At 43.9% G+C, this 23695-nt stretch carries 21 protein-coding genes; 13 read left to right on the top strand and 8 right to left on the bottom strand.

Features of this window, described 5'->3' with window-relative positions; translation table 11 throughout:
• Positions 1 to 159: 159 nt before the first annotated feature.
• The 7 genes from FTU22_RS12125 (at position 160) to FTU22_RS12155 (ending at position 5004) form a co-directional block, all read left to right on the top strand.
• Positions 160 to 900 (top strand): dienelactone hydrolase family protein, encoded by a 741-nt coding sequence (locus FTU22_RS12125; RefSeq protein ID WP_180094665.1) that lies wholly within the window; start codon positions 160 to 162, stop codon positions 898 to 900.
• A 51-nt stretch (positions 901 to 951) separates the two neighbouring features.
• Positions 952 to 1311, top strand: a complete 360-nt coding sequence (locus tag FTU22_RS12130) for an HIT family protein (protein WP_078191628.1) — start codon at positions 952 to 954, stop codon at positions 1309 to 1311.
• 153 nt (positions 1312 to 1464) lie between these two features.
• Positions 1465 to 2511: an A/G-specific adenine glycosylase gene (gene mutY / locus FTU22_RS12135; RefSeq protein WP_180011066.1), complete on the top strand. Its 1047-nt coding sequence runs from the start codon at positions 1465 to 1467 to the stop codon at positions 2509 to 2511.
• A gap of 67 nt (positions 2512 to 2578) precedes the next feature.
• Positions 2579 to 3106 carry a M23 family metallopeptidase gene (locus FTU22_RS12140; RefSeq protein ID WP_218946176.1) on the top strand — a complete coding sequence of 176 codons (528 nt, stop codon included), beginning with the start codon at positions 2579 to 2581 and terminating at the stop codon, positions 3104 to 3106.
• Between the two features lie 15 nt (positions 3107 to 3121).
• Positions 3122 to 3367 carry a hypothetical protein gene (locus FTU22_RS12145; RefSeq protein ID WP_078191630.1) on the top strand — a complete coding sequence of 82 codons (246 nt, stop codon included), beginning with the start codon at positions 3122 to 3124 and terminating at the stop codon, positions 3365 to 3367.
• A 19-nt stretch (positions 3368 to 3386) separates the two neighbouring features.
• Positions 3387 to 3956 carry a DNA-3-methyladenine glycosylase I gene (locus FTU22_RS12150; RefSeq protein WP_168379438.1) on the top strand — a complete coding sequence of 190 codons (570 nt, stop codon included), beginning with the start codon at positions 3387 to 3389 and terminating at the stop codon, positions 3954 to 3956.
• 25 nt (positions 3957 to 3981) lie between these two features.
• Entirely contained in the window at positions 3982 to 5004 is a 1023-nt protein-coding gene (locus FTU22_RS12155) for an NAD(P)-dependent alcohol dehydrogenase (protein WP_168379437.1), read from the top strand.
• A 70-nt stretch (positions 5005 to 5074) separates the two neighbouring features.
• On the opposite strand, the gene FTU22_RS12160 is transcribed toward FTU22_RS12155, so the two are convergent.
• Positions 5075 to 6511, bottom strand: coding sequence for a PLP-dependent aminotransferase family protein (locus FTU22_RS12160; protein WP_180094667.1), 1437 nt, complete (start codon positions 6509 to 6511; stop codon positions 5075 to 5077).
• 107 nt (positions 6512 to 6618) lie between these two features.
• Between FTU22_RS12160 and FTU22_RS12165 the strand changes: the two genes are divergently transcribed.
• Positions 6619 to 7047, top strand: a complete 429-nt coding sequence (locus FTU22_RS12165) for a hypothetical protein (protein WP_257225930.1) — start codon at positions 6619 to 6621, stop codon at positions 7045 to 7047.
• Positions 7048 to 7079: 32 nt separating this feature from the next.
• Here the strand turns inward: FTU22_RS12165 and FTU22_RS12170 are convergent, their stop codons facing one another.
• A complete protein-coding gene (locus FTU22_RS12170) occupies positions 7080 to 7724 on the bottom strand; it encodes an START domain-containing protein (RefSeq protein WP_180066868.1) in 645 nt (214 codons plus the stop codon).
• Positions 7725 to 7782: 58 nt separating this feature from the next.
• Positions 7783 to 8604: a 4-hydroxy-tetrahydrodipicolinate reductase gene (dapB, locus tag FTU22_RS12175; RefSeq protein ID WP_078194102.1), complete on the bottom strand. Its 822-nt coding sequence runs from the start codon at positions 8602 to 8604 to the stop codon at positions 7783 to 7785.
• A 198-nt stretch (positions 8605 to 8802) separates the two neighbouring features.
• On the opposite strand from dapB, the gene FTU22_RS12180 reads away from it, so the two are divergent.
• Positions 8803 to 10446 (top strand): PglL family O-oligosaccharyltransferase, encoded by a 1644-nt coding sequence (locus FTU22_RS12180; RefSeq protein WP_180049565.1) that lies wholly within the window; start codon positions 8803 to 8805, stop codon positions 10444 to 10446.
• 84 nt (positions 10447 to 10530) lie between these two features.
• Here FTU22_RS12180 and dnaJ read toward each other — a convergent pair whose 3' ends face one another.
• From dnaJ to FTU22_RS12200, 4 genes are all read right to left on the bottom strand, one after another.
• Positions 10531 to 11649 carry a molecular chaperone DnaJ gene (gene dnaJ / locus FTU22_RS12185; protein ID WP_111885156.1) on the bottom strand — a complete coding sequence of 373 codons (1119 nt, stop codon included), beginning with the start codon at positions 11647 to 11649 and terminating at the stop codon, positions 10531 to 10533.
• A gap of 106 nt (positions 11650 to 11755) precedes the next feature.
• Positions 11756 to 12133, bottom strand: coding sequence for a hypothetical protein (locus tag FTU22_RS12190; protein ID WP_180011060.1), 378 nt, complete (start codon positions 12131 to 12133; stop codon positions 11756 to 11758).
• A 133-nt stretch (positions 12134 to 12266) separates the two neighbouring features.
• A complete protein-coding gene (locus FTU22_RS12195) occupies positions 12267 to 15404 on the bottom strand; it encodes an efflux RND transporter permease subunit (RefSeq protein WP_180049567.1) in 3138 nt (1045 codons plus the stop codon).
• Positions 15404 to 16510, bottom strand: a complete 1107-nt coding sequence (locus FTU22_RS12200) for an efflux RND transporter periplasmic adaptor subunit (protein WP_180049569.1) — start codon at positions 16508 to 16510, stop codon at positions 15404 to 15406. The genes FTU22_RS12195 and FTU22_RS12200 overlap by 1 nt, the downstream gene beginning before the upstream one ends.
• Positions 16511 to 16661: 151 nt before the next feature.
• Here FTU22_RS12200 and FTU22_RS12205 point away from each other — a divergent pair, with 151 nt between their 5' ends.
• The 4 genes from FTU22_RS12205 (at position 16662) to FTU22_RS12220 (ending at position 22742) form a co-directional block, all read left to right on the top strand.
• Positions 16662 to 17285, top strand: a complete 624-nt coding sequence (locus tag FTU22_RS12205; RefSeq protein ID WP_143221706.1) for a TetR/AcrR family transcriptional regulator — start codon at positions 16662 to 16664, stop codon at positions 17283 to 17285.
• A 153-nt stretch (positions 17286 to 17438) separates the two neighbouring features.
• Positions 17439 to 20123, top strand: coding sequence for a phosphoenolpyruvate carboxylase (gene ppc, locus FTU22_RS12210; RefSeq protein WP_180073490.1), 2685 nt, complete (start codon positions 17439 to 17441; stop codon positions 20121 to 20123).
• Positions 20124 to 20420: 297 nt separating this feature from the next.
• On the top strand, positions 20421 to 21725 hold the full coding sequence (locus FTU22_RS12215; RefSeq protein WP_180073489.1) for a solute carrier family 23 protein: 1305 nt from the start codon (positions 20421 to 20423) through the stop codon (positions 21723 to 21725).
• Positions 21726 to 21839: 114 nt separating this feature from the next.
• A complete protein-coding gene (locus FTU22_RS12220; protein ID WP_180094669.1) occupies positions 21840 to 22742 on the top strand; it encodes a LysR family transcriptional regulator in 903 nt (300 codons plus the stop codon).
• Between the two features lie 9 nt (positions 22743 to 22751).
• Here FTU22_RS12220 and FTU22_RS12225 read toward each other — a convergent pair whose 3' ends face one another.
• Positions 22752 to 23489 (bottom strand): sulfite exporter TauE/SafE family protein, encoded by a 738-nt coding sequence (locus FTU22_RS12225; RefSeq protein ID WP_180094671.1) that lies wholly within the window; start codon positions 23487 to 23489, stop codon positions 22752 to 22754.
• Between the last annotated feature and the right edge of the window lie 206 nt (positions 23490 to 23695).

Genomic DNA, 23695 nt, shown 5'->3' on the forward strand with positions numbered 1-23695 from the left:
TGCTCCTCAATATTTCTTCTTTCCATTATTTTCTTTTACAATTTTTTTGATTGATTTGACTTAAAATTCACATTGATATCTTATATTTATTTCACAAAAACCAATTTCCCTTTATCTTAAGTCTTCATTAACTGCGTAGCCGCACATAAGGATTTGACCATGACCGTTAAAATTAAGACGCGCGAAATTCAATATACAGCAGCGGATGGAACTCAACTTTTTGGCTATTTTGCTGCTCCAGAGTTAGACACTGCAGTCGCAGGTGTGTTAGTTGCCCCTGAATGGTGGGGACGCAATGAATATACCGAACAACGTGCGCGTGAATTGGCTGAACAAGGCTATGCTGCTTTCGCTTTGGATATGTATGGTGACAAAAAAGTCACCACAGATGCCAAGCAAGCTTATGAATGGATGATGCAAACTTTTGATCATGCCGACACCATTGTGACCCGTGCGTCTGCTGCATTAAACACTTTGGCACAGCAAAAAGAAGTAAATGCAGATAAACTCGCAGCTATAGGCTTTTGCTATGGCGGAAAAGTCGTGCTGGATTTAGCTCGTTCAGGTGCTGCATTAAAAGCTGTGGTGACCTTCCATGCAACACTTGCTACAGCGACTCCTGCACAAACAGGACAAGTCCAAGCAGAGATTTTAGTGCAACATGGTGAGCTCGACTCGATGGTGAGCTTAGATGATGTTGCGACCTTTAGAAATGAAATGGATGCTGCCCAAGTGCAGTATCAAATCAATATTTTTGAAGGCGCAAAACACGGCTTTAGCAACCCGATGGCGGATGAACGTGCCAAAGCCAACGGCGTAGATTTAGCTTATAACGCTGCTGCAGAACAACAAAGCTTAGCGGCCATGTATGCCTTGTTAGCACGCCAGCTTAGTTCTTAAAGCCATAAGAACCACTACCAATATTTAATTTATAAAAATGAGGAGAGCACAATGACAGAACTCAATTGTCCATATTGCAATTTTGACGAATATGACGTTATTGCAAAAAATGATTTTGGTGTTGTACTTCCTGAACCACATACACTGTCTAAAGGGCATGCTGTCATTGTCCCGCTACGTCATGTTGGTTCATTTTTTGAAATTACTGATAAAGAACGTAAAAGTTTAATGTCCTTACTTGAACAAGCGCGTAATGAATTAAATTTACGCTATCAACCCACTGGCTTTCATATTGGGTTTAATGATGGACAAGTTTTTGGCGAAGCCACTGAACATGTGCATATTCACATTATTCCACGTTATGAAAACCAAACATTGGCGCTCGATACCCGCTGGGGCTTTAAAAGCTAAACTTTAAATTTACACTCACTAAGGAGCCTCGGCTCCTTTTTTGATGGCCACTATTTTTGCATTTCCCCTGATATACAGTTTTCGTTTTGAACAAAAAGAATGACTATTGAAAGATGTATACTAGGCAGGTTTTTTCAATTTTGACTGTATTGCATGTTTAACTTTTCTGATGCCCTTCTCGACTGGTTTGATGTCCATGGTCGTCATGACTTACCGTGGCAAGTGAAGGATGACCCTTACAAAGTATGGGTTTCAGAAATTATGCTACAACAGACTCAAGTCAAAACCGTCTTACAATATTTTGATCGATTTATTCAACGGTTTCCGACTGTTGAAGATTTAGGCCATGCCTCTTGGGATGATGTGGCGCCCTATTGGGCTGGCTTAGGCTACTATGCACGGGCTCGGAACTTACACAAAGCCGCGGGTATTGTTGCACGTCAGGGACATTTTCCAAGCAATCTTGAGCAGTGGATGGAACTACCGGGCATCGGCCCGTCTACCGCGGGTGCGCTGATGTCTTTAGGTTTAAGACAATATGGCGTGATTATGGACGGCAACGTCAAGCGTGTATTGTCTCGTTTCTTTGCTATTGAAGATGATTTATCGAAACCTGTACATGAACGGGCCATGTGGCAACTGGCGACAGAGCTCTGCCCCACTGAACGCAACCACGATTATACCCAAGCGATTATGGATCTGGGTGCAACCGTTTGCACGCCGAAAAAACCGCTCTGTTTATATTGTCCCATGCAACAGCACTGCAAAGCACATGCACAAGGTTTAGAGACTGAATTACCTTATAAAAAGCCTAAAAAGCCTGTTCCAGTGAGAGAGGCTCAAGTCATGCTGATTCAATCTGCAGGAGAATGGCTGTGGATACAACGTCCGAATAGCGGTCTATGGGGCGGTCTGTGGTGTTTACCTATTTTTGATCAACCCCATGAGTTTCAATCCCACACTCAGCAACTTGGACTGAAACCTACCACCACTCAAGTGCAGATATCACATAGCTTTACCCACTTCACTTGGCTTTTAGAAGCTACTGTATTTACCGTTGCCGCCGATCAAAAAGAACATTTAGCCATTGAATGCAACGCACAGTGGTATACCCCGATACAAGCCACTGCACTCGGTATTCCAACCGCCATGAAAAAACTCATTTCTACGCTAGAACTCGAAAGCCATTCTATGCCATAGTTTTGAACTGCTCATCAATTGAATAGGGACAAATGTGACTCAAGGATTTTTTCAGCTTCGCAAAGGGTTGTTCAGCGGTATTGGTTTTATTTTGCTTTTACTCAGCGCCTGTACGTCGACTCCACCCAAACCATCAGGCAGTACATTGCCTGCTCATGAAGTGAAAAAATTACAAAACATGCGTTTATCCAATCAATTGCCTGTTCCTGTTCATCAAGTCAAACGAAGTGCGCTCAAGGATACTTGGGGCGCAGCGCGTAGCCAAGGACGAAGCCACGAAGGTATTGATATTATTGTTCCACGTGGAACAAAAGTCCTCAGTGCTACAGAAGGTTTAGTTGCTGACTTACGTAATAACAATTTGGGTGGTAAAGTGATATGGATTATGGGGCCCGCAGGCTCTTGGCATTATTATGCGCATCTTGATGCTCATAAGCGTGGCTTAAACGTCGGCGACTATGTCAAAAAAGGTGATGTCATTGGCTATGTAGGTAATACTGGCAATGCTCGACATACTGCACCACATTTGCATTATGGCATTTACTTGGGTGGTAAAGGTCGCAATGCCGTTAACCCCTATCCGTATTTACGTTAATTTTAGGAAACATACATGTCAGAAGCGTTGATCAATCGTCTGGTGGAATTTGCAGAATCTGGTAATCAACAAAAAATCAGCCTCAATGGACAGTCTTATCAGGGCTGGATCATGGAGATCACTGAAGAAGCATTACTCATCAGCACCGGCTACGCAGACAAATCTGGTAAAGATGTATGGATTCAATTTGCCGATCTCGATCAAGCGGAACTGTTGTATTGGGACAATAAAAACGACCAATGGACAGTTTTTAAAATTTAAGTCAAAAGGAGCATTCAACATGACGATACAACGCTGTGCTTGGTGCTCCGAAGATCCTTTGTATATTGCCTACCACGATACTGAGTGGGCTAAACCCAGTTTTGATGAGCAGCATCTCTTTGAAATGCTGTGTCTTGAAGGACAACAAGCAGGGCTGTCTTGGATTACTGTGCTGAAAAAGCGGGCCTGTTATCAGCAGCATTTTTTTCAATATCCCATTGCCGAAATTGCAGCGTTGAGTGACCTACAATTACAAGAAAAATTGCAAGATTCAGGTTTGATTCGCCATATCGGCAAACTCACTGCCATTCGTGATAATGCCAAAGCATGGCAACAGTTAAAAGCCCAAGGGATTCATCCTGTGGAATTTCTTTGGAGTTTTGTCGAAGGACAAATTGCCAATAATGATGTAGTTGAATATCGCACAGCTCCTGCACAAACCGCTCAAAGTCAGGCCATGTCCAAAGCATTAAAAAAGCATGGTTTTAAATTTGTCGGCCCGACGACTTGCTATGCTCTGATGCAAGCCATCGGCATGGTCAATGATCATGAAAATCACTGTGACTTTAAATACACGCACGAAGAATGACCTCAAAAACAGAAAGGATAGAATAATGAGTAACAACACGATCCACGCCTATGCAGCAATGAACAGTGGTGAAGCCCTTGTTCCCTACCAATTTGATGCAGGTGAATTACAAGCCCATCAGGTTGAAGTCAAAGTCGAGTATTGCGGTCTTTGTCACTCAGATATTTCTATTATCCAAAATGATTGGAAATCTTCGGTTTATCCTGTGGTCCCAGGGCATGAAGTGATTGGAACCATTACCCAACTCGGCAGCGAAGCCAAAGGACTGAAAATCGGACAACGTGTGGGCATTGGCTGGACAGCAGAAAGTTGTCAACACTGTGACCCATGTATCGATGGTCGCCAAGTCCAATGTACCGGAACCAAGACAGCGACGATCGTCGGTCATGCAGGTGGCTTTGCCGACAAAGTCCGTGCGGGCTGGCAATGGGTTATTCCGCTTCCAGATGATCTCGATCCAACCAGTGCTGGCCCTCTGCTCTGCGGTGGGATTACAGTATTTGATCCCATCTTACAGCACCAAATTCAGGCCATTCACCATGTTGCCGTGATCGGCATTGGTGGTTTAGGTCATATGGCGATTAAACTGCTGAAAGCTTGGGGCTGTGAAATTACCGCGTTCAGTTCAAATTTAGATAAAACCGATGAACTTAAAGCCATGGGTGCTGACCATGTGGTGAATAGTCGTGATCTTGCTGCAATTAAAGCGCAGCGTGGGAAGTTCAATTTGATTTTAAGCACAGTCAATGTGACGTTGGATTGGCAAGCCTATCTTTCGACTTTGGCACCGAATGGAAGCGTTCACATGCTTGGCCTAGCACTTGAGCCGATGCAAATCCCTGCAGGAATGTTGATCAGCGGTGCTAAATCTGTCACTGGCTCATCAACAGGCTCTCCTGCAGCACTGCGTGAATTACTTCGATTCGCTGCACGTCAAAATATTGCACCACAAATTGAAATGTATCCCATGTCTCAGGTGAATGAAGCGATTGAACGTTTGCATTCAGGAAATGTTCGTTATCGAATTGTGCTGAAAGCTGATTTTTAACGGCAAAAATCTAAGCCAAGAAAGCCTGCTGCATACAGGCTTTCTTGTGCCCTTTATACACTCATCAAAATTAGACGGTGTTTGTATTTATGCATTCCCTACGCACCCAATCTGCAAGCAATAAAATGGCCTGCTGAATTTCTGCCGACAACTCATGCCCTGCATTTAGGCGAATACAATTGTTATAACGATTGTCCTCACCAAAAATTAAACCTGGCACAATATTGATGCCATGTTTTTGCGCATGGTAATACAGCGCCAAACTGTCTATTTGTTCAGGCATCTGCAACCACAGTGCATAACTGCCTTGAGGCCGATTTAGACGGATATCAACCCCTTGAAAAGCGTCGTAAATATACTGACGATACTGCTCGACTTGCACCATTAATTTAGGACGCAATTCAGCAAGATGTTGGCGATAAGCACGACTAAAAATCAAATCTGCAAGTCCTAACTGCAAAGGCGTATTCACCGAATCATTTTGCAAAAGTAATTTGGGACGCAAATGTTGCAAATGTGGTGGAAGACAAAACCACCCCACCCGATAAGAAGGCGATAAAGATTTTGAAATCGACGCACAATAGATCACATAGCCCGCCCGATCCCAATATTTGATAGGCAATGGTCGCTTTGCATTGAAACTACACTCAGCATAAATATCATCTTCAATCACATAACATTGATATTTTTCAGCCAGTTGTGCAATTCGTTCCTTATCTTCATTACTTAAACAAAAACCCAAAGGATTTTGAAAATTTGCAGTCAATAAGCATACTTTCGCGCCTGAATCCCGCATTGCTTGCTCTAAACGATCTAAATCAAAACCTTCAGTATTGGCAGGAATTTCAACAATTTTCCGCTTTAATAAAGCTAATAATTGCAATTGCCCGTTATAGTTCGGCGTCGGGACAATGACACTCTCCCCTTCCGCACTCAGATTTTGCAACATCACTGACAAAGCCGGCATACAACCATTGCTGATGTAAATATCATCCTTAGGCATGTAAAAACCATCTTCAGCCCAATGTGCCGACAAAGCTTCACGCAATTGTGGATGACCTTGCCGATTGTTATATAAAAAATCTTCTGGTTTACAATGCTTTAATGCCCTTTGAATTGAACGTCTGAGTGCTTCAACAGGAACAAAATTGGGGGACAACTGAATTGAACCCAAATGAATCAGGCGGCTATTTGCAGATGCTTCATGGATCTGAATTTGCAATTCTAAATTCGAAATTTCACGAGGTCGGGAATCAAAATCAGGATGATTCGGCACGGCAATTTGCTGGGCTTTCTGTGAGGATTGCACAAAATAACCAGACTTTTCTTTGACATAAATGAGGCCTTTAGCTTCAAGTAATTCATAGCAGCGTTTCGCGGTATTTAAACTGATCTGATGCTGCTGTGAAAATTGACGTAGCGCATACAGACGCTGCCCTGCGGCCAATTCACCACTATAAATTTTCTGTGCCAACTGCTGCGCAAGCTGCTGATATTGAAAAGCCATCTGTACCCTTTTTTTAATCATTCTTGTATCTGTACCCATTAAGTTAACAGATTTAAGCTGATGGCATCAGGTTGATATCTCAAAAATAACGATAGAGGGAAAATTAAATGAATGACTTCACGCAGCTTCGAGCGGGTCTAATCATCATCAGTACACTCACGCTTATGGCGTGCCAACCCGAACAGCACACTCAAGCTCAAAGCCAGCAAAATTTTATCTGTAAATCTTTAATTCAAGGTTTTTTGAGTGCCCAAAAACTGACGCAATATGAACTTGAACTGATCCAACCGATCACTAGCGGTGGGTTACATCAGCAGCTATATATCTATAAAGCCAAGTCTGAAAACGGCATGAATATGATGCCGCAGCAAGCCAAACTTCGCTTTGCCTGTGAACAAATGACCGCGCGGCAATTTCAAATCAAGTTACATCCGCATCAATTTCCAGAACAGACCTTACTCAGCATCGAACTTCCAGAAACACAGCACATGCAGCAGTTGACTGCATTTCGCCTGCCTGAGATGCAAAGTCATTGATCGTTCATATTGAACTAAATCATTGCTAAGGCTTATTTTAAAATTTCAGGAAAGGTCGCAACAGTTTTGCTTTTACCCAGCTGCACTTTCATTTTTTGTAGCATTTGATAAGGCTGTTGCTGCACAAACATATTCACGAAACTGAGCGGAATGGAGCCTTCCGGATTGGCATAGCCATAGGTCGAAACTTTGACCTTTTGATTGCCTAAACGCTGGAAGGTCCAATCGCCCTCATAGTCGGTGAGGCGTACATAATTGGGATTGATCGGATAACCTTTTTTCACCGCTTTATTTTGGATGCTAATAATGCCTTGTGCATCTTTACGCATTTTGCCTTGTACCACCAAATCACGGTCTTTCAAGGGAAAAGGAAAATCCAACACCATATATAAACTGAATTCACCTTTCTGGTCATCGCGGGATAATACTTTGACACTGCCCATATAAGGGACCCAATTCACTGCATTTTCCACATCTAAAATCAGGGAAACCGCTTTTTCAATGGGTACATCAAAACTGGTTTCAGCTTTGTATTGAAAGACAGGATTTTGAGCATTTTGGTAGGTCCAAACCTTAATATTATTTTTATTAATCGTGAGTTTGGCATTATCCATAGTTTTCGCTTGTACTGCCGCAGTGAATGCGACAGCACAGGCCATAAAGATGACTTTTTTCATTCCATTGATCGTCTTATTTTAATTTTATGCTGTTGTTATAACGGATTTTAACGCGCTTTTATACGTCAATATCGTTAAAACCCAGTACATCTTTCATATCGTACTTACGTGCTTCACGACCGACTACCCATGCAGCGGCACGTACTGCACCAGAGGCAAAGTTCATACGGTTGGTCGCTTTATGTGTAATTTCAACTCGTTCGCCATCCGCAATAAACATCGCAGTATGTTCACCGACAATGTCACCACCACGAATCGTTTGGAAGCCAATGGTTTGACGTTCACGTGGACCCGTATGACCTTCACGGCAATACACAGCATCTTGTTTTAAGTCACGTCCTAAAGCACCGGCAATGGCTTCGCCCCACATTAGCGCTGTACCTGATGGTGCATCAACTTTATGACGATGATGGGCTTCAATCACTTCAATATCTACAGTATCGCCAAATACTTTTGATGCCAATTCAAGAAGTTTGATTGAAACGTTTACACCGACAGAATAGTTCGCTGCATAGACCACAGGGGTTTCTGTTGCTGTTTCATCGAGATAAGCTTTTTGCTCATCATTCATACCTGTGGTACCAATGACAATCGCAACGCCGGCTTCACGGCAAAGTTTAAGATGCTGTGCCGTTGCTGCAGGTGCAGTAAAGTCGATCACGACATCACAATCTTTTAAAACCTCAGCAAGGTTACCGACAACCTTTACGCCAACCGCGCCAATCCCTGCAAGTTCACCGGCATCTGCACCGACCAAGCTACTTTCAGGACGTTCTACCGCAGCAGCCAATTGATAACCAGCTTGCTGAACCGCCTGAATTAAGATGCGTCCCATACGACCGCCTGCGCCCAAGATACCAATACGTGGAGCTGCTGACATAACATTTTCCTAATGTTGATTCGAAATTGGTCTTACTATATCAAAACTCCATGCGCAGGCTAAGTTACAAACAAAAAAATCCTGCATTTTCCGAAGGACTTTTGCAAATCAAGCTCTTCGACAGACGCTGACTATTCCCTCACCAAGTTTAGGCATTTTCACGGTATGATAGGCGCGTTCTATTGATCTTGAATATTCATGAAAACCCTATTGTATCTTTGTGCGGCAGTCTGTATTGCACTGGCATGGCTGATTCCGATTCATTACCGACCTTGGGCCACGTATACCGGTGAGCTTTATACCTTTTTTGCCCTGTTTGCCTTAGCGGCAACGTTCTTTAAAGAAAAGCTCATGGTGGCAAAAATTTCCTTGCCCCTGTTGCTCTTAGCGTTGATTCCCTTTGTGCAACTGGCTTTTGGGCAGGTGTATTATTTTAGTATTGCCTTACTCTGTATGCTGTTTGTGTTCAGCTTCTGGCTGTGTATCAATCTTGGTTTTAGCCTCTCACAAGGTACGGAAAAACGCGAAAAAACCTTCCTATACCTGAGCTATACCTTTGTTGCATCTGGGGTCATGACAGGGCTCATCGCAATATGTCAGTGGTTAGATTTCGACTCGTTTCTTCCTTTTGTGATGAAAATTAGTGGAACTACGCGCCCATTTGCAAACTTTGCTCAGCCAAATAACATGGCCACGTTTCTGCTCATGTCCTTGTTAGCCTGCTTATATGTTTATGAACAGCAAAAAGTTAAAACCCGCTATTTGGTCACTTGTGCAATTCCTATTTTAATTGGGGTCGCGCTCAGCCAATCTCGCACCTCTTGGGTGGCAAGTATCTGTGTCCTAGTCTATTTGGCTTATGCACAGTACAAAGATTATATCCGTCTTCGCTGGTTTTACAGCTTGGCCTGGTTTATCGGCTTTGTGGCACTGATTGTATTGATGCCAAAATTAAGTCAAATCATGAGCCAAATATCCGACATGAATATTCAAGAAAGTCGTGACGTAGTCAAACGTGCTGGTGGAGATATGTCTCGTTTAGCCATTTGGCAACAAATGGCGCATGCCGTAGCTGCACAGCCTTGGTTTGGCTATGGTTGGCATCAGACTAGTAGCGCTTTTGTCTCGATCTCTGACACGGTGCAAGGGCCTGTATGGATTCGTAGCTCACACAATTTTATTTTGGATTTCTTATTGTGGAATGGCGCCATTATTGGTGTACCGTTCTTGACCTATTTCGCCTATTGGGGCATCCAATTACAAAAGTTAGCCAAGTCTGCATTATCTGTGATTGGCCTATTGATGGTCGGTGTCTTCATTATTCATGCCATGTTGGAGTTTCCGCAAAACTACGCATATTTCTTACTGCCTGCGGGTTTTATTATCGGGATTCTTCAAGCAGCGAAGCCACAGACGGCTACATTGAGTCTGTCACCATGGTTTATCCGCATTGTTTTCGTGATTGGTGCAGTGCTGATTACGGTGATTTATCGTGATTATGCTAATGCAGCGATTCAGCTGGGCCAGGCATCAAAATATGAAAAAACACCGGAGAAAATCACTAATCATGAGCCGATCTATTTGCTGACGGAATTTAGACATCGGGTGGCGATTATTCGTTTAAATCCGTACTCCATCGTTTCTGAACAAACCATTCAGGATACTGAAAAATTGGTTCGCAGCTATCCAGCGAAATACCACATCATTAAATATGCACGTTTATTGGCCTTTAATGGTCGTGAGGCTGAAGCACGTCATCAGCTACAGCGTCTTAAAAATATCTATAGGCTCGACATGAGCTATGAGAGTTTATTACTACCTATAGCACAGCCGAAACCTTAAAACGCTCATTAAAAAAGCCTGCAATTTTGCAGGCTTTTTTATAGCTAAGTTCAAATCACAGCGAACTCAAGCAAATCATATCAATTAATCAAATAAACGGTCGAAGAATGATTTTTTCTTCGGAGATGATTTATTGTCATCGCCATCCATCGTGTCTTGTAACTCTTTTAACAATTCACGTTGACGAGCCGTTAAATTCACTGGCGTTTCCACCACGATACGGCAGAGTAAGTCACCAGTCATGCTGGTACGTACAGGTTTCACACCTTTACCACGTAAGCGGAACAATTTGCCAGTTTGAGTTCCTTCAGGCACTTTCAAGCTCACACGGCCATCGAGAGTCGGAATTTGAATTTCTTTACCCAATGCAGCATCTGCAATGCTTACAGGCACATCCATATACAGGTCAGCGCCATCACGTTGGAAGATTTCGTGTTCACGTACCACCACTTCTACATATAAGTCGCCTGCTTGGCCATCACGGATCGCCTCGCCTTTGCCACTTAAACGTACGCGGTCGCCATTATCCACACCTGCAGGAATGGTCACTTCTAAAGTTTGCTGACGGTCAGAAACCCCTGAACCATGACATTTATTACATGGGTTCTTAATAATTTTACCTTGACCACGACAGGTGCTACAGGTTTGCTGCACAGAGAAGAAGCCCTGTTGCATACGCACTTGACCTGCACCATGACAAGTTTTACAGGTTTCAACGTCGTTTGGATTTTTAGATCCTTTACCATCACAGGCATCACATGGCGCTGGCGCAGTAAAGGTAATGGTTTTTTTCACGCCCTTCACAGCTTCCTCAAGGGTAAGCTCCATAACATAGCGTAAGTCTGAACCACGGCGTGCACGTTGCTGACCACCACGGCCACCACCGCCAAATGCGCCACCGAATATGTCACCAAACTGACTAAAGATATCTTCTGCGCTAAAACCGCCACCGAAGCCACCGCCGCCGCCCATGCCGCCTTCAAAAGCTTGATGTCCCATACGGTCATACATACTACGTTTTTCGCTGTCCGATAAAACTTCATATGCTTCTGCAGCTTCTTTGAATTTTTCTTCAGCTTCTGGGTTATCTGGATTACGGTCAGGGTGATACTTCATCGCCAACTTACGGTAGGCTTTTTTAATTTCATCATCACTTGCGGTTTTAGATACACCTAAAACCTCATAATAATCACGTTTAGCCATGTCTGGCGATGCTCCTCACGGAATTTAATTTAATACTTAACTGTGGTCTGAAATTGGGGAATCAAACCATTTTTTCAAGGGGTAGGCAGGAAAAAAATAAATCGACTTAGAAAACAGCCTTATTTTTAACGAATTTGGATAGACCTTGGATCCATGCATTTAATAGATACAAAAAGGCAATCGCAGAAAAGATCACACCAATTACCGTGCATGCAGTCACCCAAAGATAGGTGTCCCAATAATAGAAAAATAAAGGAATAAACCACAGTGCGGCAAAAATGGCCATCATGGAATAAATCACGACGGTGCGCATGACCCAAAGCGCTTGGGCTTGGAGCCAAACTTCTGCAGAATCGATTTGAGTTACTTTGCGTGCAAAGCCGTAGGCAAATACACCACTAATCAGGGTAAATAAAGCGAAAAACATGAAGACATAAGAAATCGCAATATAACGGCGATACTTAGCTAAACTCTCTGCTGTCATCTGTGATTCAACCCCGTACACCACAATATGCCGCGCTGCACTTGTGGTTGTTTTACTTTTTAAAAATGTCTTTGTAGATCAGGTGCTACTATAGAGAAAAATTCAATATTTCGCACCCAATATTATGACACTTTTAAGGATTCTGCTGAGTTTTTTTCACTTTAAACCACTGTGCATACAACGCAGGTAAAAAGAACAAGGTCAGTAGGGTCGCCACGATCAATCCACCCATAATCGCCACGGCCATTGGACCGAAGAAAATACTGCGAGAAAGTGGAATCATCGCCAATACAGCGGCCAATGCAGTCAACACAATGGGACGGCAACGACGTACCGTCGCATTGATAATCGCATCCCAAGCCGACTCCCCGGACTGAATATCTTGTTCAATCTGATCAATCAAAATCAGTGAATTGCGCATAATCATTCCAGACAGTGCAATCGTGCCGAGCATTGCCACAAAACCAAAGGGTTTATTGAACAATAACAGGAATAACACCACGCCAATAATGCCCAAAGGTGCAGTTAAAAATACGATCATCGCCCGTGACATGCTGCGTAGTTGAATCATCAATAAGGTCATGACAACTGCGAGGAATAATGGCATGCCCGCATTTACAGAAGTTTGACCACGTGCTGACTCTTCCACAGTACCGCCTACTTCGAGGAGATATCCATTCGGCATCTCTGCACGTAACTGATCAAATGAATCTTTTAACTCACCCACCACCGTTGCAGGTTGCAATTTACTGCGAATATCCGCGCGCACAGTAATGGTCGGTAAACGGTTACGATGCCAAATCAAACCTTCTTCAAAGCTATACTCAATTTTCGCAATCTGCGCCAATGGCACTGAACCACCATTGCTGGTCGGTACAGCCAAACTGCTGAGAGAACCGACATCCAATCGCTCGGCTTGATCACCACGCATCCGAATTTCAATCAGCTCTCGTTTCTCACGATACTGATTAATCACTGCACCACTGATTGAACTATTCAAGAAATTGGACAGATCTAGACTGGAAACCCCCATTTGACGTGCGCGATCTTGGTCGATGTCCAGTTTAATCACTTTGCTTGGCTCACCCCAATCCAAATGCACATTGGTGGTGTTCGGGTTTTCACTGACTTTTGCAGACACCCGTTGTGCCCACTCACGCACCAAGCTCAGATCTTCACCCGACACGCGGAACTGCAATGGATAACCCACGGGTGGGCCATTTTCTAAAAGTGAAACCCGTGTACGTACTTCAGGTAAGAGCTTACGAATTTCTTCTGCTAATGACTGACGAATTTCATTGCGATCATCTAAAGATGAAGCCAATACCACAAACTGAGCAAAACTGGCTTGGGGTAACTGCTGATCTAGAGGTAAATAAAACCGCGGTGAACCTGTCCCCACATAAGCCACAAAATTATCAATGCCTTGTTTTTTCGACAAGAACGCTTCGACTTTTTTTACGGCCGCTTCTGTGGCTTTCAGAGATGCACCTTCCTCGAGCTTTAAATCCACTAAAATTTCAGCACGGTTTGACGGTGGGAAGAACTGCTGTGGTACAGTTTTAAACATTAAAATCGATAACACAAAGATGCCAACCGTCGCTGCAATCACCGTCTTACGATAGGTCACACAAGTGTCGACCCAACCACGGAAACGTTGATAAAACGGAGACTGATAAGGATCGTGATGTTCGCCGGCATGATGCACCATCGGCTGAGGTTCAGGTTGTTTGCGCAAACGTGCCCAGAGGCGCTGATACCACGGGGCTTTTTGTACTAAATCTTTGTTGAAATCTGGCAGTAATTTATCCCCTAGATAGGGAACAAACAGCACCGCTGCAAACCATGACACCACCAATGCAATAGTGACCACTTGGAAAATCGAGCGAGTGTATTCCCCTGTGCTCGATGCGGCTGTGGCAATCGGCAAAAATCCTGCAGCCGTAATTAGCGTGCCTGTTAGCATTGGAAATGCAGTCGTCCGCCATGCATGTCCGGCGGCTTGTAACCGGCTATAGCCCTGCTCCATTTTGATCGCCATCATTTCGACAGCAATAATCGCATCATCCACCAATAAACCGAGTGCGAGAATCAAGGCCCCCAAAGAAATCTTGTGCAAACCGACATCAAACATCTGCATGCCTGCAAAAGTCATGGCCAAGACTAAGGGAATGGAAAATGCCACAACCAATCCTGTACGGAAACCCAAGGAGAAGAAGCTCACCAATAGGACGATAATCACGGCCTCAGCGAGGACTTTCATAAACTCATTGACGCTGCGCTTCACGGCTACAGGCTGATCAGAAACTTTTTTTAGTTCCATACCCAAGGGCAAGGTTTTTTGCAGGCGGGCAAATTCTGTTTCAAGGTTTTTACCCAAAGCCAGAATGTCGCCTCCTTTACGCATCGACACGGCAATGCCTAAACCATTTTCACCCATAAAACGCATACGAGGCTGCGGTGGATCACTAAAGCCCCGATGTACATCTGCCACATCACCCAATTGAATCGTTCGACCATTCACCAATAAGGGCATCTGACGCAGTTCATCAATGTTTTGTAAATTGCCGCTGACACGCACTTGAATCCGGTCTGAATTGGTTTCAAAAAAGCCAGCACTGGCAACCGTGTTTTGCTGCTGCAAGGCTTGTTGAATCGCCGTCACGGGTATGCCCATTTGCGTGGCTTTGGTGTTGGAAATTTCAATCCAAACTTTTTGATCTTGTAGACCAATCAAATCCACTTTCGCAACGTCTTTGACTCGTTGTAACTGGAGCTGTAAACGGTCGGCATATTCCTTCATGGTGGCATAGTCAAAGTCTTTGCCGGTGAGCACATAGATATTACCGAAGGTGTCACCAAACTCATCATTAAAGAAAGGACCTTGCACCCCAGATGGTAATTGATGGCGAACATCATTGACCTTTTTACGCACGGTGTACCAAACATCGGGGACTTGCTGCGAACGTAGACTGTCCTTGGCCACAAAGGTCACCATGGATTCACCCGGACGTGAATACGCCATGATGCGTTCATACTGCCCCGTAGTCATCAGTTCTTTTTCAATTCGATCGGTGACCTGTAGCGAAACTTCTTTGGCTGTTGCACCAGGCCAATAGGTTTGAATCACCATGACTTTAAAGGTAAATGGCGGGTCTTCACTCTGCGACAATTTGGAATAGGAAAATATCCCAACGATGCCCAGCAGAATCATAAAATAAAGGATTAAACCTTTATTTTTCAGTGCCCACTCAGACAAGTTAAAATTCATTATTTAACTCCTGTCTGAATGTGTACCGCACGATTTTCACGATCAACGGGTTGTATTTTTTGTTTTTCGCGGAGTAAATGCACGCCGCCAACCACCACAAAATCCCCTGCTTGCAAACCACTGAGTACGGGCACGCTATCACGTCCGTATTCGCCTAAAGTTACTGGAACTTTACGTACCGTATTGTCTGCATTGACCACCATCACATACGCCTGCTGACCACTCGCAGACACACTCGATAACGGCACATGCAAAACATTCTGCTGTGCTTTGGTTAAAAATACCCGTGCACTTTGCCCCAGTTGAATGGCGCTATTGCCTTCACGTAATGCCACTTTGACACTATAAGTACGAGACTGATCGGCAGCAGGACTAATTTCACGTACATAGCCTGCAAATTTTTCCTGTGGTTTCGACCACAAGGTAACCCATGCATCCTGCCCTGTTTTAATTTCAGCAACAGCCTGTTCAGGCACACCAATGACCACGTCACGTTCACCTGCAATCGCCAATTGAAAAGCTGGTTGTCCTGCTGCAATCACTTGACCAATCTCAATATTACGTTCAGTAATGACCCCATTTTTATTGGCAATTAATTGGTTATAACCGGTCTGATTACGACTCACATCATAATTTGATTGAGCTTGCTTTAAGTTCGACTGTGCCGCTTTATATTGGTTTTCCACCGCATCGTACTGCGAGCGACTCACAGCATTGACTGGCAATAATTGCTTAAAGCGTTTTAGTTCATCTTCAGCAATCTGTGCAGCGGAACGCGCACTTTCAAGCTGTGCTTGTGCTGCATTCAGTTGCAACTGTGCATCTTTGACGTCTAATTTTGCCAAAACTTGCCCGACTCGGACTTGGTCTCCAACATCGACATAGCGCTCAGTGATTTGACCGCCAACCCGAAAAGCTAAAGCTGTTTGCTGGCGGGCTTGTACATCACCCGCATAACTTTTTTGTTCAAAATGTGTGGCGCCCGGCTGAGTCACCATCACAAATGGCACTTCCTGTTCCGTTTGGGCTTTATCCTTGCTGCATCCCCATAAGGTCACACTGCAAACGATAATCATGCTGACAACTGTGGTCTTAATCGTACTCATGAAGTTCGCTCTTAATAAAAAGTCTTTTTTAGGGCAGAATATTATTCAATTAATTTGGTTATTTTTTAATTAATAAACCATGCGGTACATTAATTAGATTAATTATCCGAAATCAATGACCTTTTCGCCTTTTTTGGAATTTTTTCAGCAAATGAATGTCGGCCGCCCGAAAGACTTAGAAAAACGACAACGGATTTTAGAGTCTGCAAAACAATTATTTTTAGAAATGGGCTATCACGGTTGCAGCATGAATCAGATTGCGCAACATGCAGGGGTCACCAAACTGACGGTCTATAACCATTTTCAGGACAAAGCCACTTTATTTACCAGTGCAATTGAAGATACCTGTGAATATATTTTAAATACTCGCCCGCGACATCTGCACAGCGAAAGTCATTTTATGCAGGCTTTCGTAGAAATTTGTGAGTTGGGGCTGAACATCATGAATTTGCCAGAAGCCATTAAACTGGACTTATTACTTTTGGAGTTGGCTGCCGAACACAGTCCCTTGGTGGAACAGTTTTTCCGTGCCTCACATTTGAAAATGCGCCAAGTCTGGGAGAATTTCTTTCAAGACGCAGCAGCTTTAAATTTCATTCAGCAGGATAATCCTGCCCGACAAACTGAACTGATTGTGTCGCTACTGATGGGACTACGCCATCAAGAAGTCTTATTGGGCATGCGCCCAGTACCTGAAACAGCAGAGCGACAGGCCATTATTCACTCTGCCATCGACATCTTTATGCTGAAATATCAACTCGGCACACAGAGCTAAGCATTTTCTGAAATATTTCAAGGCTAAACTGAAACAAATGGCATAGCTATTGCTCATTTACCTAGAAAAGTCATCCGACTTTTGTCTGTACCCCCCTTTTGCCACAGCACTTTCGGGGTATAGTCGAGACAGGAATACGCGGAGAAATAACAAATGATTCAACAAATTGATGCTCCATTACGTGAAGACGTGCGCTTACTGGGCAATTTATTAGGTGAAACCCTAAAGCAGCATGCAGGACAAGATTTGTTTAATCAGGTAGAGCAAATTCGTGCTTTGTCTAAAGGCGCACGCGATGGACAAGTTGAAGCCGAAAAACAGTTAGAACAATTATTTTTAAATTTAAAAGATGAAGAAATTCTGCCACTGACCCGTGCATTTACGCACTTTCTCAACTTTGCCAATATTGCCGAACAATACAATGTGGTACGTAGCCGTCGCCAAAGTGAGTTTGATGAGCAAGCACCTTCACCGAATCCACTCGATCATTTATTTGAAAAATTTAAAAGCAATAACATCAGTGCGGAACAACTGTTCCAACAAATTTGTGAATTAAAAATTGAACTGGTCCTGACTGCACATCCAACCGAAGTCAGCCGCCGTACCTTGATCCAGAAATATGATGGGATTAATGATTGCCTGTTTAAAATGGATCAACAAAAACTTACGCCACGCGAACGCAAAGCCGTACTGGATGATTTAAAACAACTGATTTGCTCGGCATGGCAAACAGATGAAATTCGTCAACATCGCCCGACGCCTGTCGACGAAGCAAAATGGGGCTTTACGACCATCGAACAGACCTTGTGGAATGCTGTACCCAAATTCATGCGTGAATTGGATGGCATGGTCCAAGATCATTGTGGCAAGACGTTGCCTTTAAATGTTGCTCCTGTGCGCTTTGCATCATGGATGGGCGGAGACCGTGATGGTAACCCAAACGTCACCCATAATATTACTCAAGAAGTGCTTTGGCTTTCACGTTGGAAAGCTGCCGACCTGTATTTACGCGATATCGAAGACCTACGTTGGGAACTTTCGATTCAAGAATGCAGTAAAGAACTTAGTGATGCTTTGGGCCATTTCCACCCTGAACCGTATCGTGAATACCTGCGTGATGCGCGGGAACGCCTTAAAGCCACTCGTCACTGGTTGGCACTAAAACTCCGTGGTGAAGAGGCTGACGATAGCCAAGTCATTAAAAGCCGCCATGATTTGCTTGATCCACTATTGGTTTGCTACCGTTCACTGATTGACAGCGGTTTACCTGAAATTGCCAATGGTCAGTTACTCGACTTTATTCATCGAGTGAATTGTTTCGGTATCGAATTACTCAAATTAGATATTCGTCAGGAATCCACACGTCATCGCCAAGCGATTTCTGCTATTACGGAATATTTAGGTTTAGGTAATTTTGAAACATGGACGGAGCAAGCCCGTCAAAACTTCTTGATTCAGGAACTGCAAAGCAAACGCCCACTGTTACCGAAGTTTTTAAATGAGCCAAAACAAAGCCTGATTGAACATCCAGATGTACAAGAAGTCTTTGCGACCATGCGCACTTTGGCAGAACAGCCACCTGAAAGTTTAGGGGCTTATATTATTTCCATGGCCGAACATCCAAGTGATGTCTTGGCTGTATTGTTACTGCAAAAAGAAGCCGGCATCAAACAAGCGCTACGTGTCGTGCCACTGTTTGAAACCTTAAAAGATTTGGATGGTGCAGCCCGTACCATGAATACCCTATTTAATATGCATTGGTATAAGCAGCATATTCAGGGTAAACACGAGGTGATGATTGGCTATTCAGACTCAGCCAAAGATGCGGGCTTTATGTCGGCAAACTGGGCGCAGTATCGTGCACAGGAAGAATTAACCGCAGTTGCGAAAAAACATGATGTACAACTGACATTATTCCATGGCCGTGGCGGTTCAATCAGCCGTGGTGGTGCGCCGACACAGCAAGCGCTGTTTTCACAGCCACCAGGCTCGATTTCAGGGGCGATCCGTGTCACAGAACAAGGGGAAATGATTCGCTTCAAGTTTGGATTAGAAGGCATTGCCTTACAAAACTTGGAAATTTACACCGCTGCGACCTTAGAAGCGACCTTATTGCCACCGCCTGAACCGAAACAGGAATGGCGTCAGCTCATGCACAGCATGACGGATCTGTCGGTACAGGTGTATCGTCAAACCGTGCGTGAAAATCCGCATTTTGTAAAATACCTACGGACTGTAACGCCAGAACTGGAACTACAAATGTTACCGCTCGGCTCACGCCCAGCCAAACGTAAAGTTAGCGGTGGGATTGAGTCATTACGTGCGATTCCTTGGGTGTTCGCATGGACGCAAATCCGTTTGATGCTTCCTGCTTGGCTCGGTACTGGTGCTGCGATTAATCAAGTGATTGATCAAGGTCAAAAGCAGACACTCGAAGAAATGTTAGAGCAATGGCCGTATTTCCAAACCCTGATTGATATGTTGGAAATGGTCTTGTCCAAAGCCGATGGTCATGTGGCGCTGTATTATGAGTCTCATCTGACTGATGACGCAGACCTCAAACAGTTGGGCGAAGAGTTACGTCAGCGTTTACGTGATGCGGTACAAACGCTATTAGCACTCAAAGGTGAATCGAAATTACTCAGCAGTAACGATGTGCTCGACCAATCCATGAAGGTGCGTAAGCCTTATTTATTGCCGCTACATTTACTACAAGCCGAACTGATGAAACGCCGCCGTGCATACCTTGCCGAGCGTCAAGCTGAAAATACCCCAGTCGACCATGCGTTGATGGTTAGCATCGCGGGTATTGCGGCAGGTTTGCGTAACACTGGCTAAATCTTCCAAGTTTTCAAAAAGCACACAGAACTGTGTGCTTTTTTTTTGACCAGTCATATTGGTTTTAATTTATTTTGGAATATATAAAATAAGAAAAATTTATGAAGAATTGGCTCCAAGCCTATTTGATTAATTGCATGATTTAATGCCTTTTTTATACCCTTAAAACTTTTACCATTTGGTAAATTTATATGTAAAGTCATGTAATTAGTTTGAACAAAATATTTTTAAAAGAGATTAAATCTTCTAAAAAACAAGAGTATGATGTGCACAATTTATCTATTGAGTGCTCATTTTATGTCCAATTGGTTTCCCAAATGGCGCCCGTACGAAGGCAATATTGATGCACGTCCTGTAGGTACAAATGAGTACCTACCTCCGGTGCAAAGTGTTGTATTGGGGATACAACATGCCTTTGCAATGTTTGGGGCAACTGTCCTTGCGCCATTTTTGATGGGCTTTGATGCCAACCTTGCGATTTTAATGTCGGGGATCTGTACCATCCTGTTCTTCTTTATGACAGGTGGTCGTGTACCAAGTTATTTAGGCTCTAGTTTTGCCTTTATTGGTGTGGTGATCGCGGCAACCGGTTATGCAGCGTCAGGTACTGGCGCGCCAAATGCCAATATCGCATTGGCTGCTGGCGGGATCATGGCCTGCGGTATCTTATATGCCATTTTTGGTTTTATCGTGATGGCAACGGGTACACGTTGGATTGAAAAACTCATGCCGCCTGTCGTTACAGGTGCAGTGGTGATGATTATTGGTCTGAACCTAGCCCCAGTGACCATTAAAGGGGTTGCCGGTAATAACTTTAATATGTGGATGGCATTAGTCACTGTACTGTGTATGGGTTCAATTGCAGTGTTCACGAAGGGCTTGTTACAACGCTTATTACTGTTGGTCGGTCTATTACTGGCATATTTGGTGTATTACATCATTTCCAATGTCATGGGTCATGGCACGCCAATCAATTTCGTTCCCGTACAAGAAGCCGCTTGGTTTGGTGTTCCGCACTTCCATTCACCTGTTTTTGATTTCAATGCCATGCTTATCATTGCACCGATTGCGTTGATTTTAGTTGCAGAAAACCTTGGTCATATCAAAGCTGTGGGCGCGATGACAGGTGAAAATCTCGATCCGCACATTGGTAAAGCCTTCGTTGCAGATGGTGTTGCAACCACACTTTCAGGCGGTGTCGGCGGTCCGGGTATGACCACTTATGGCGAAAATATTGGTGTGATGGCAGTAACGCGTGTTTACTCGACCATCGTGTTTGTATTTGCAGGTGTATTCGCCATCTTCCTTGGTCTTTCTCCAAAGTTTGGTGCAATTATTCATACCATTCCGCAAGCCATTTTGACAGGTGCATCGATTGTTGTATTTGGTCTAATTACCATTGCAGGTGCGAAAATTTGGATTGAAAACAAAGTCGATTTCTCAAAAAATAAAAACCTGATGGTGGCAGCAGTCACGATTATTTTAGGTACAGGTGACTTTGCACTTCAATTCGGTAACTTCAACTTAGGCGGTATTGGTACTGCAACATTTGCAGCGCTGATTTTGAACTGGTTCTTTAGTTTGGGCGATAAATCAGAATAAGCCTCCAAAGCATTTAAAAAGAATACAATATTCATTTGAAAAGCGGCCGAAAGGTCGCTTTTTTTTATAGCTACACTTTCGGTAAGATAAGGCATTAGCCAAGGAATACACCCTATGCGACTGGATTTGTTCGACCTTCAATTAGTGCTGCACATTGTAGACAGCGGCAGTCTGACCAAAGGCGCTGCTCGTTCTGCCATCTCGCTACAAGCAGCCAGTGAACGGATTAAAAAACTCGAACAGCATTACCGCACAGCCCTGTTCACTCGCCAAGCCAAAGGGGTCAAACTGACTCTTGCCGGTCAAACCTTGGTTGAACATGCACAGCGTATCTTAAGTGAGGGGCAACAATTAGAACATGCTATGCTGCCCTTTGCGCGTGGGCTGAGTTCCAATATGACCTTATGGTGTAATTCATCTGCACAAAGTGAATATTTACCGGTCTTGCTGCCACGTTATTTGCTGGAAAATCCCAACACAAAAATTGAGCTGCATGAAGCCGAGTCTAAAGACATCATTGCAGCGATAGAGCAAGGTAATGCACAACTAGGCTTAATTTCAGGTTTCTTTAAATCCGAACAACTACAGACACTTGAGTTTGCCGATGATCCTTTGGTACTGATTTGTCCTATAACTCATGAATTGGCCTCGTTATCTAGCGTCAAACCCGCAGAGATTTTAAATTATCCCTTTGTCGGTTTGATGCAATATCATTCCTTGCAACAATCGATCGAGGCTCAAGCCAAATTATTCGGCTGTGAAATTCAGTATCGGCTGCGGTTGCCGAACTTTGCCGCGATCGCGCAAGTGGTGGCGAATGGTGTGGGCATTGCCATCATGCCAAAACGTGCGGCCCAACGATTACTCAATTTGTATGCCTTTGCACAAGTTGAGCTCAGCGGTGACTGGGCCAATCGGAAATTGCTCCTCACCGCACGTAATTTTGATGATTTACCCTTAAATTATCAGCATTTCAGTCAGTTTCTACTGTCACAAAAATCTGCTTTGGATAGCTAAGTCTAGTCTTTAAATTACGCCAAACTGGTGCAGCATCATATAGCTACCAAGGGCAATCAATCCGATAAAAAACACCTTACGGAATTTTTGTTCTGGAATGCGGTAACGTATTTTTTTCCCTGCCCACATACCAATGAGCGCAGGAACCAGTGCCATAGCTGACATGGCATAATCAATCGGGAGATCTTCCACAGGATTTTGCTGTAAGAACACTGCCAAACAAATGGTTGACGTGGTAAAGGCCAAACCGAGTGACTGTACAAGATCATCGCGTTTGAGCTGCAAACCTTGCAAATATGGTACTACCGGGATCACCACCACACCTGTGGCTACAGTCAGCGCTCCACCGAGATAACCGATCATTGGAGATAGCCATTTTTCATGTGGTGCAAAGTTCGGCAAGCTTTTCGCACAAAGCCCATACAGTCCGTATAGTGCCAACATGCCCCCCAGTAAAACTTCACTTTTAAATTCACCATGTCCTAAAGTTGGAAAAACACTCCAAATTGAACCGACGATAATCCCAAGTAACAAGGGCCAAAAGCGTTGAATGAGGCGCAGCACCTGCCCTTCGGCAAATAGTTGCCAAAAGTTGGTGACCATGGATGGAATGATCAATAACGTGGCTGCCTGAAATGGACTGATCACCATGGTGAGTAAGCCCATCGATACCGCTGGCAGGCCTAACCCAATCGTGCCTTTAATCAGACCTGCGATTGCAAAAACTGTGATGACGAACCAAATCATGGCGAAACTCGCTGAAGAATTGGTTCTATGCTATGCAATTCAGGCGCTTTGAAAAATCAGTGTTTTTGGAATAGAGCCTCAATAAAAAGTTGAGGCTAGGTTATAGCGTCTAAAGCAGATAGCGTAGATGGGCTAAACAAACTCTTTTGATTTTGAATAAGTTATAAGCGTATTGGTGGAATAGTGATATAAAAACCGTTCCAATA

The sequence above is a fragment of the Acinetobacter sp. YH12076 genome (genome assembly GCF_013419525.1).
In the GTDB taxonomy this organism is placed as follows: Bacteria; Pseudomonadota; Gammaproteobacteria; order Pseudomonadales; family Moraxellaceae; genus Acinetobacter; species Acinetobacter amyesii.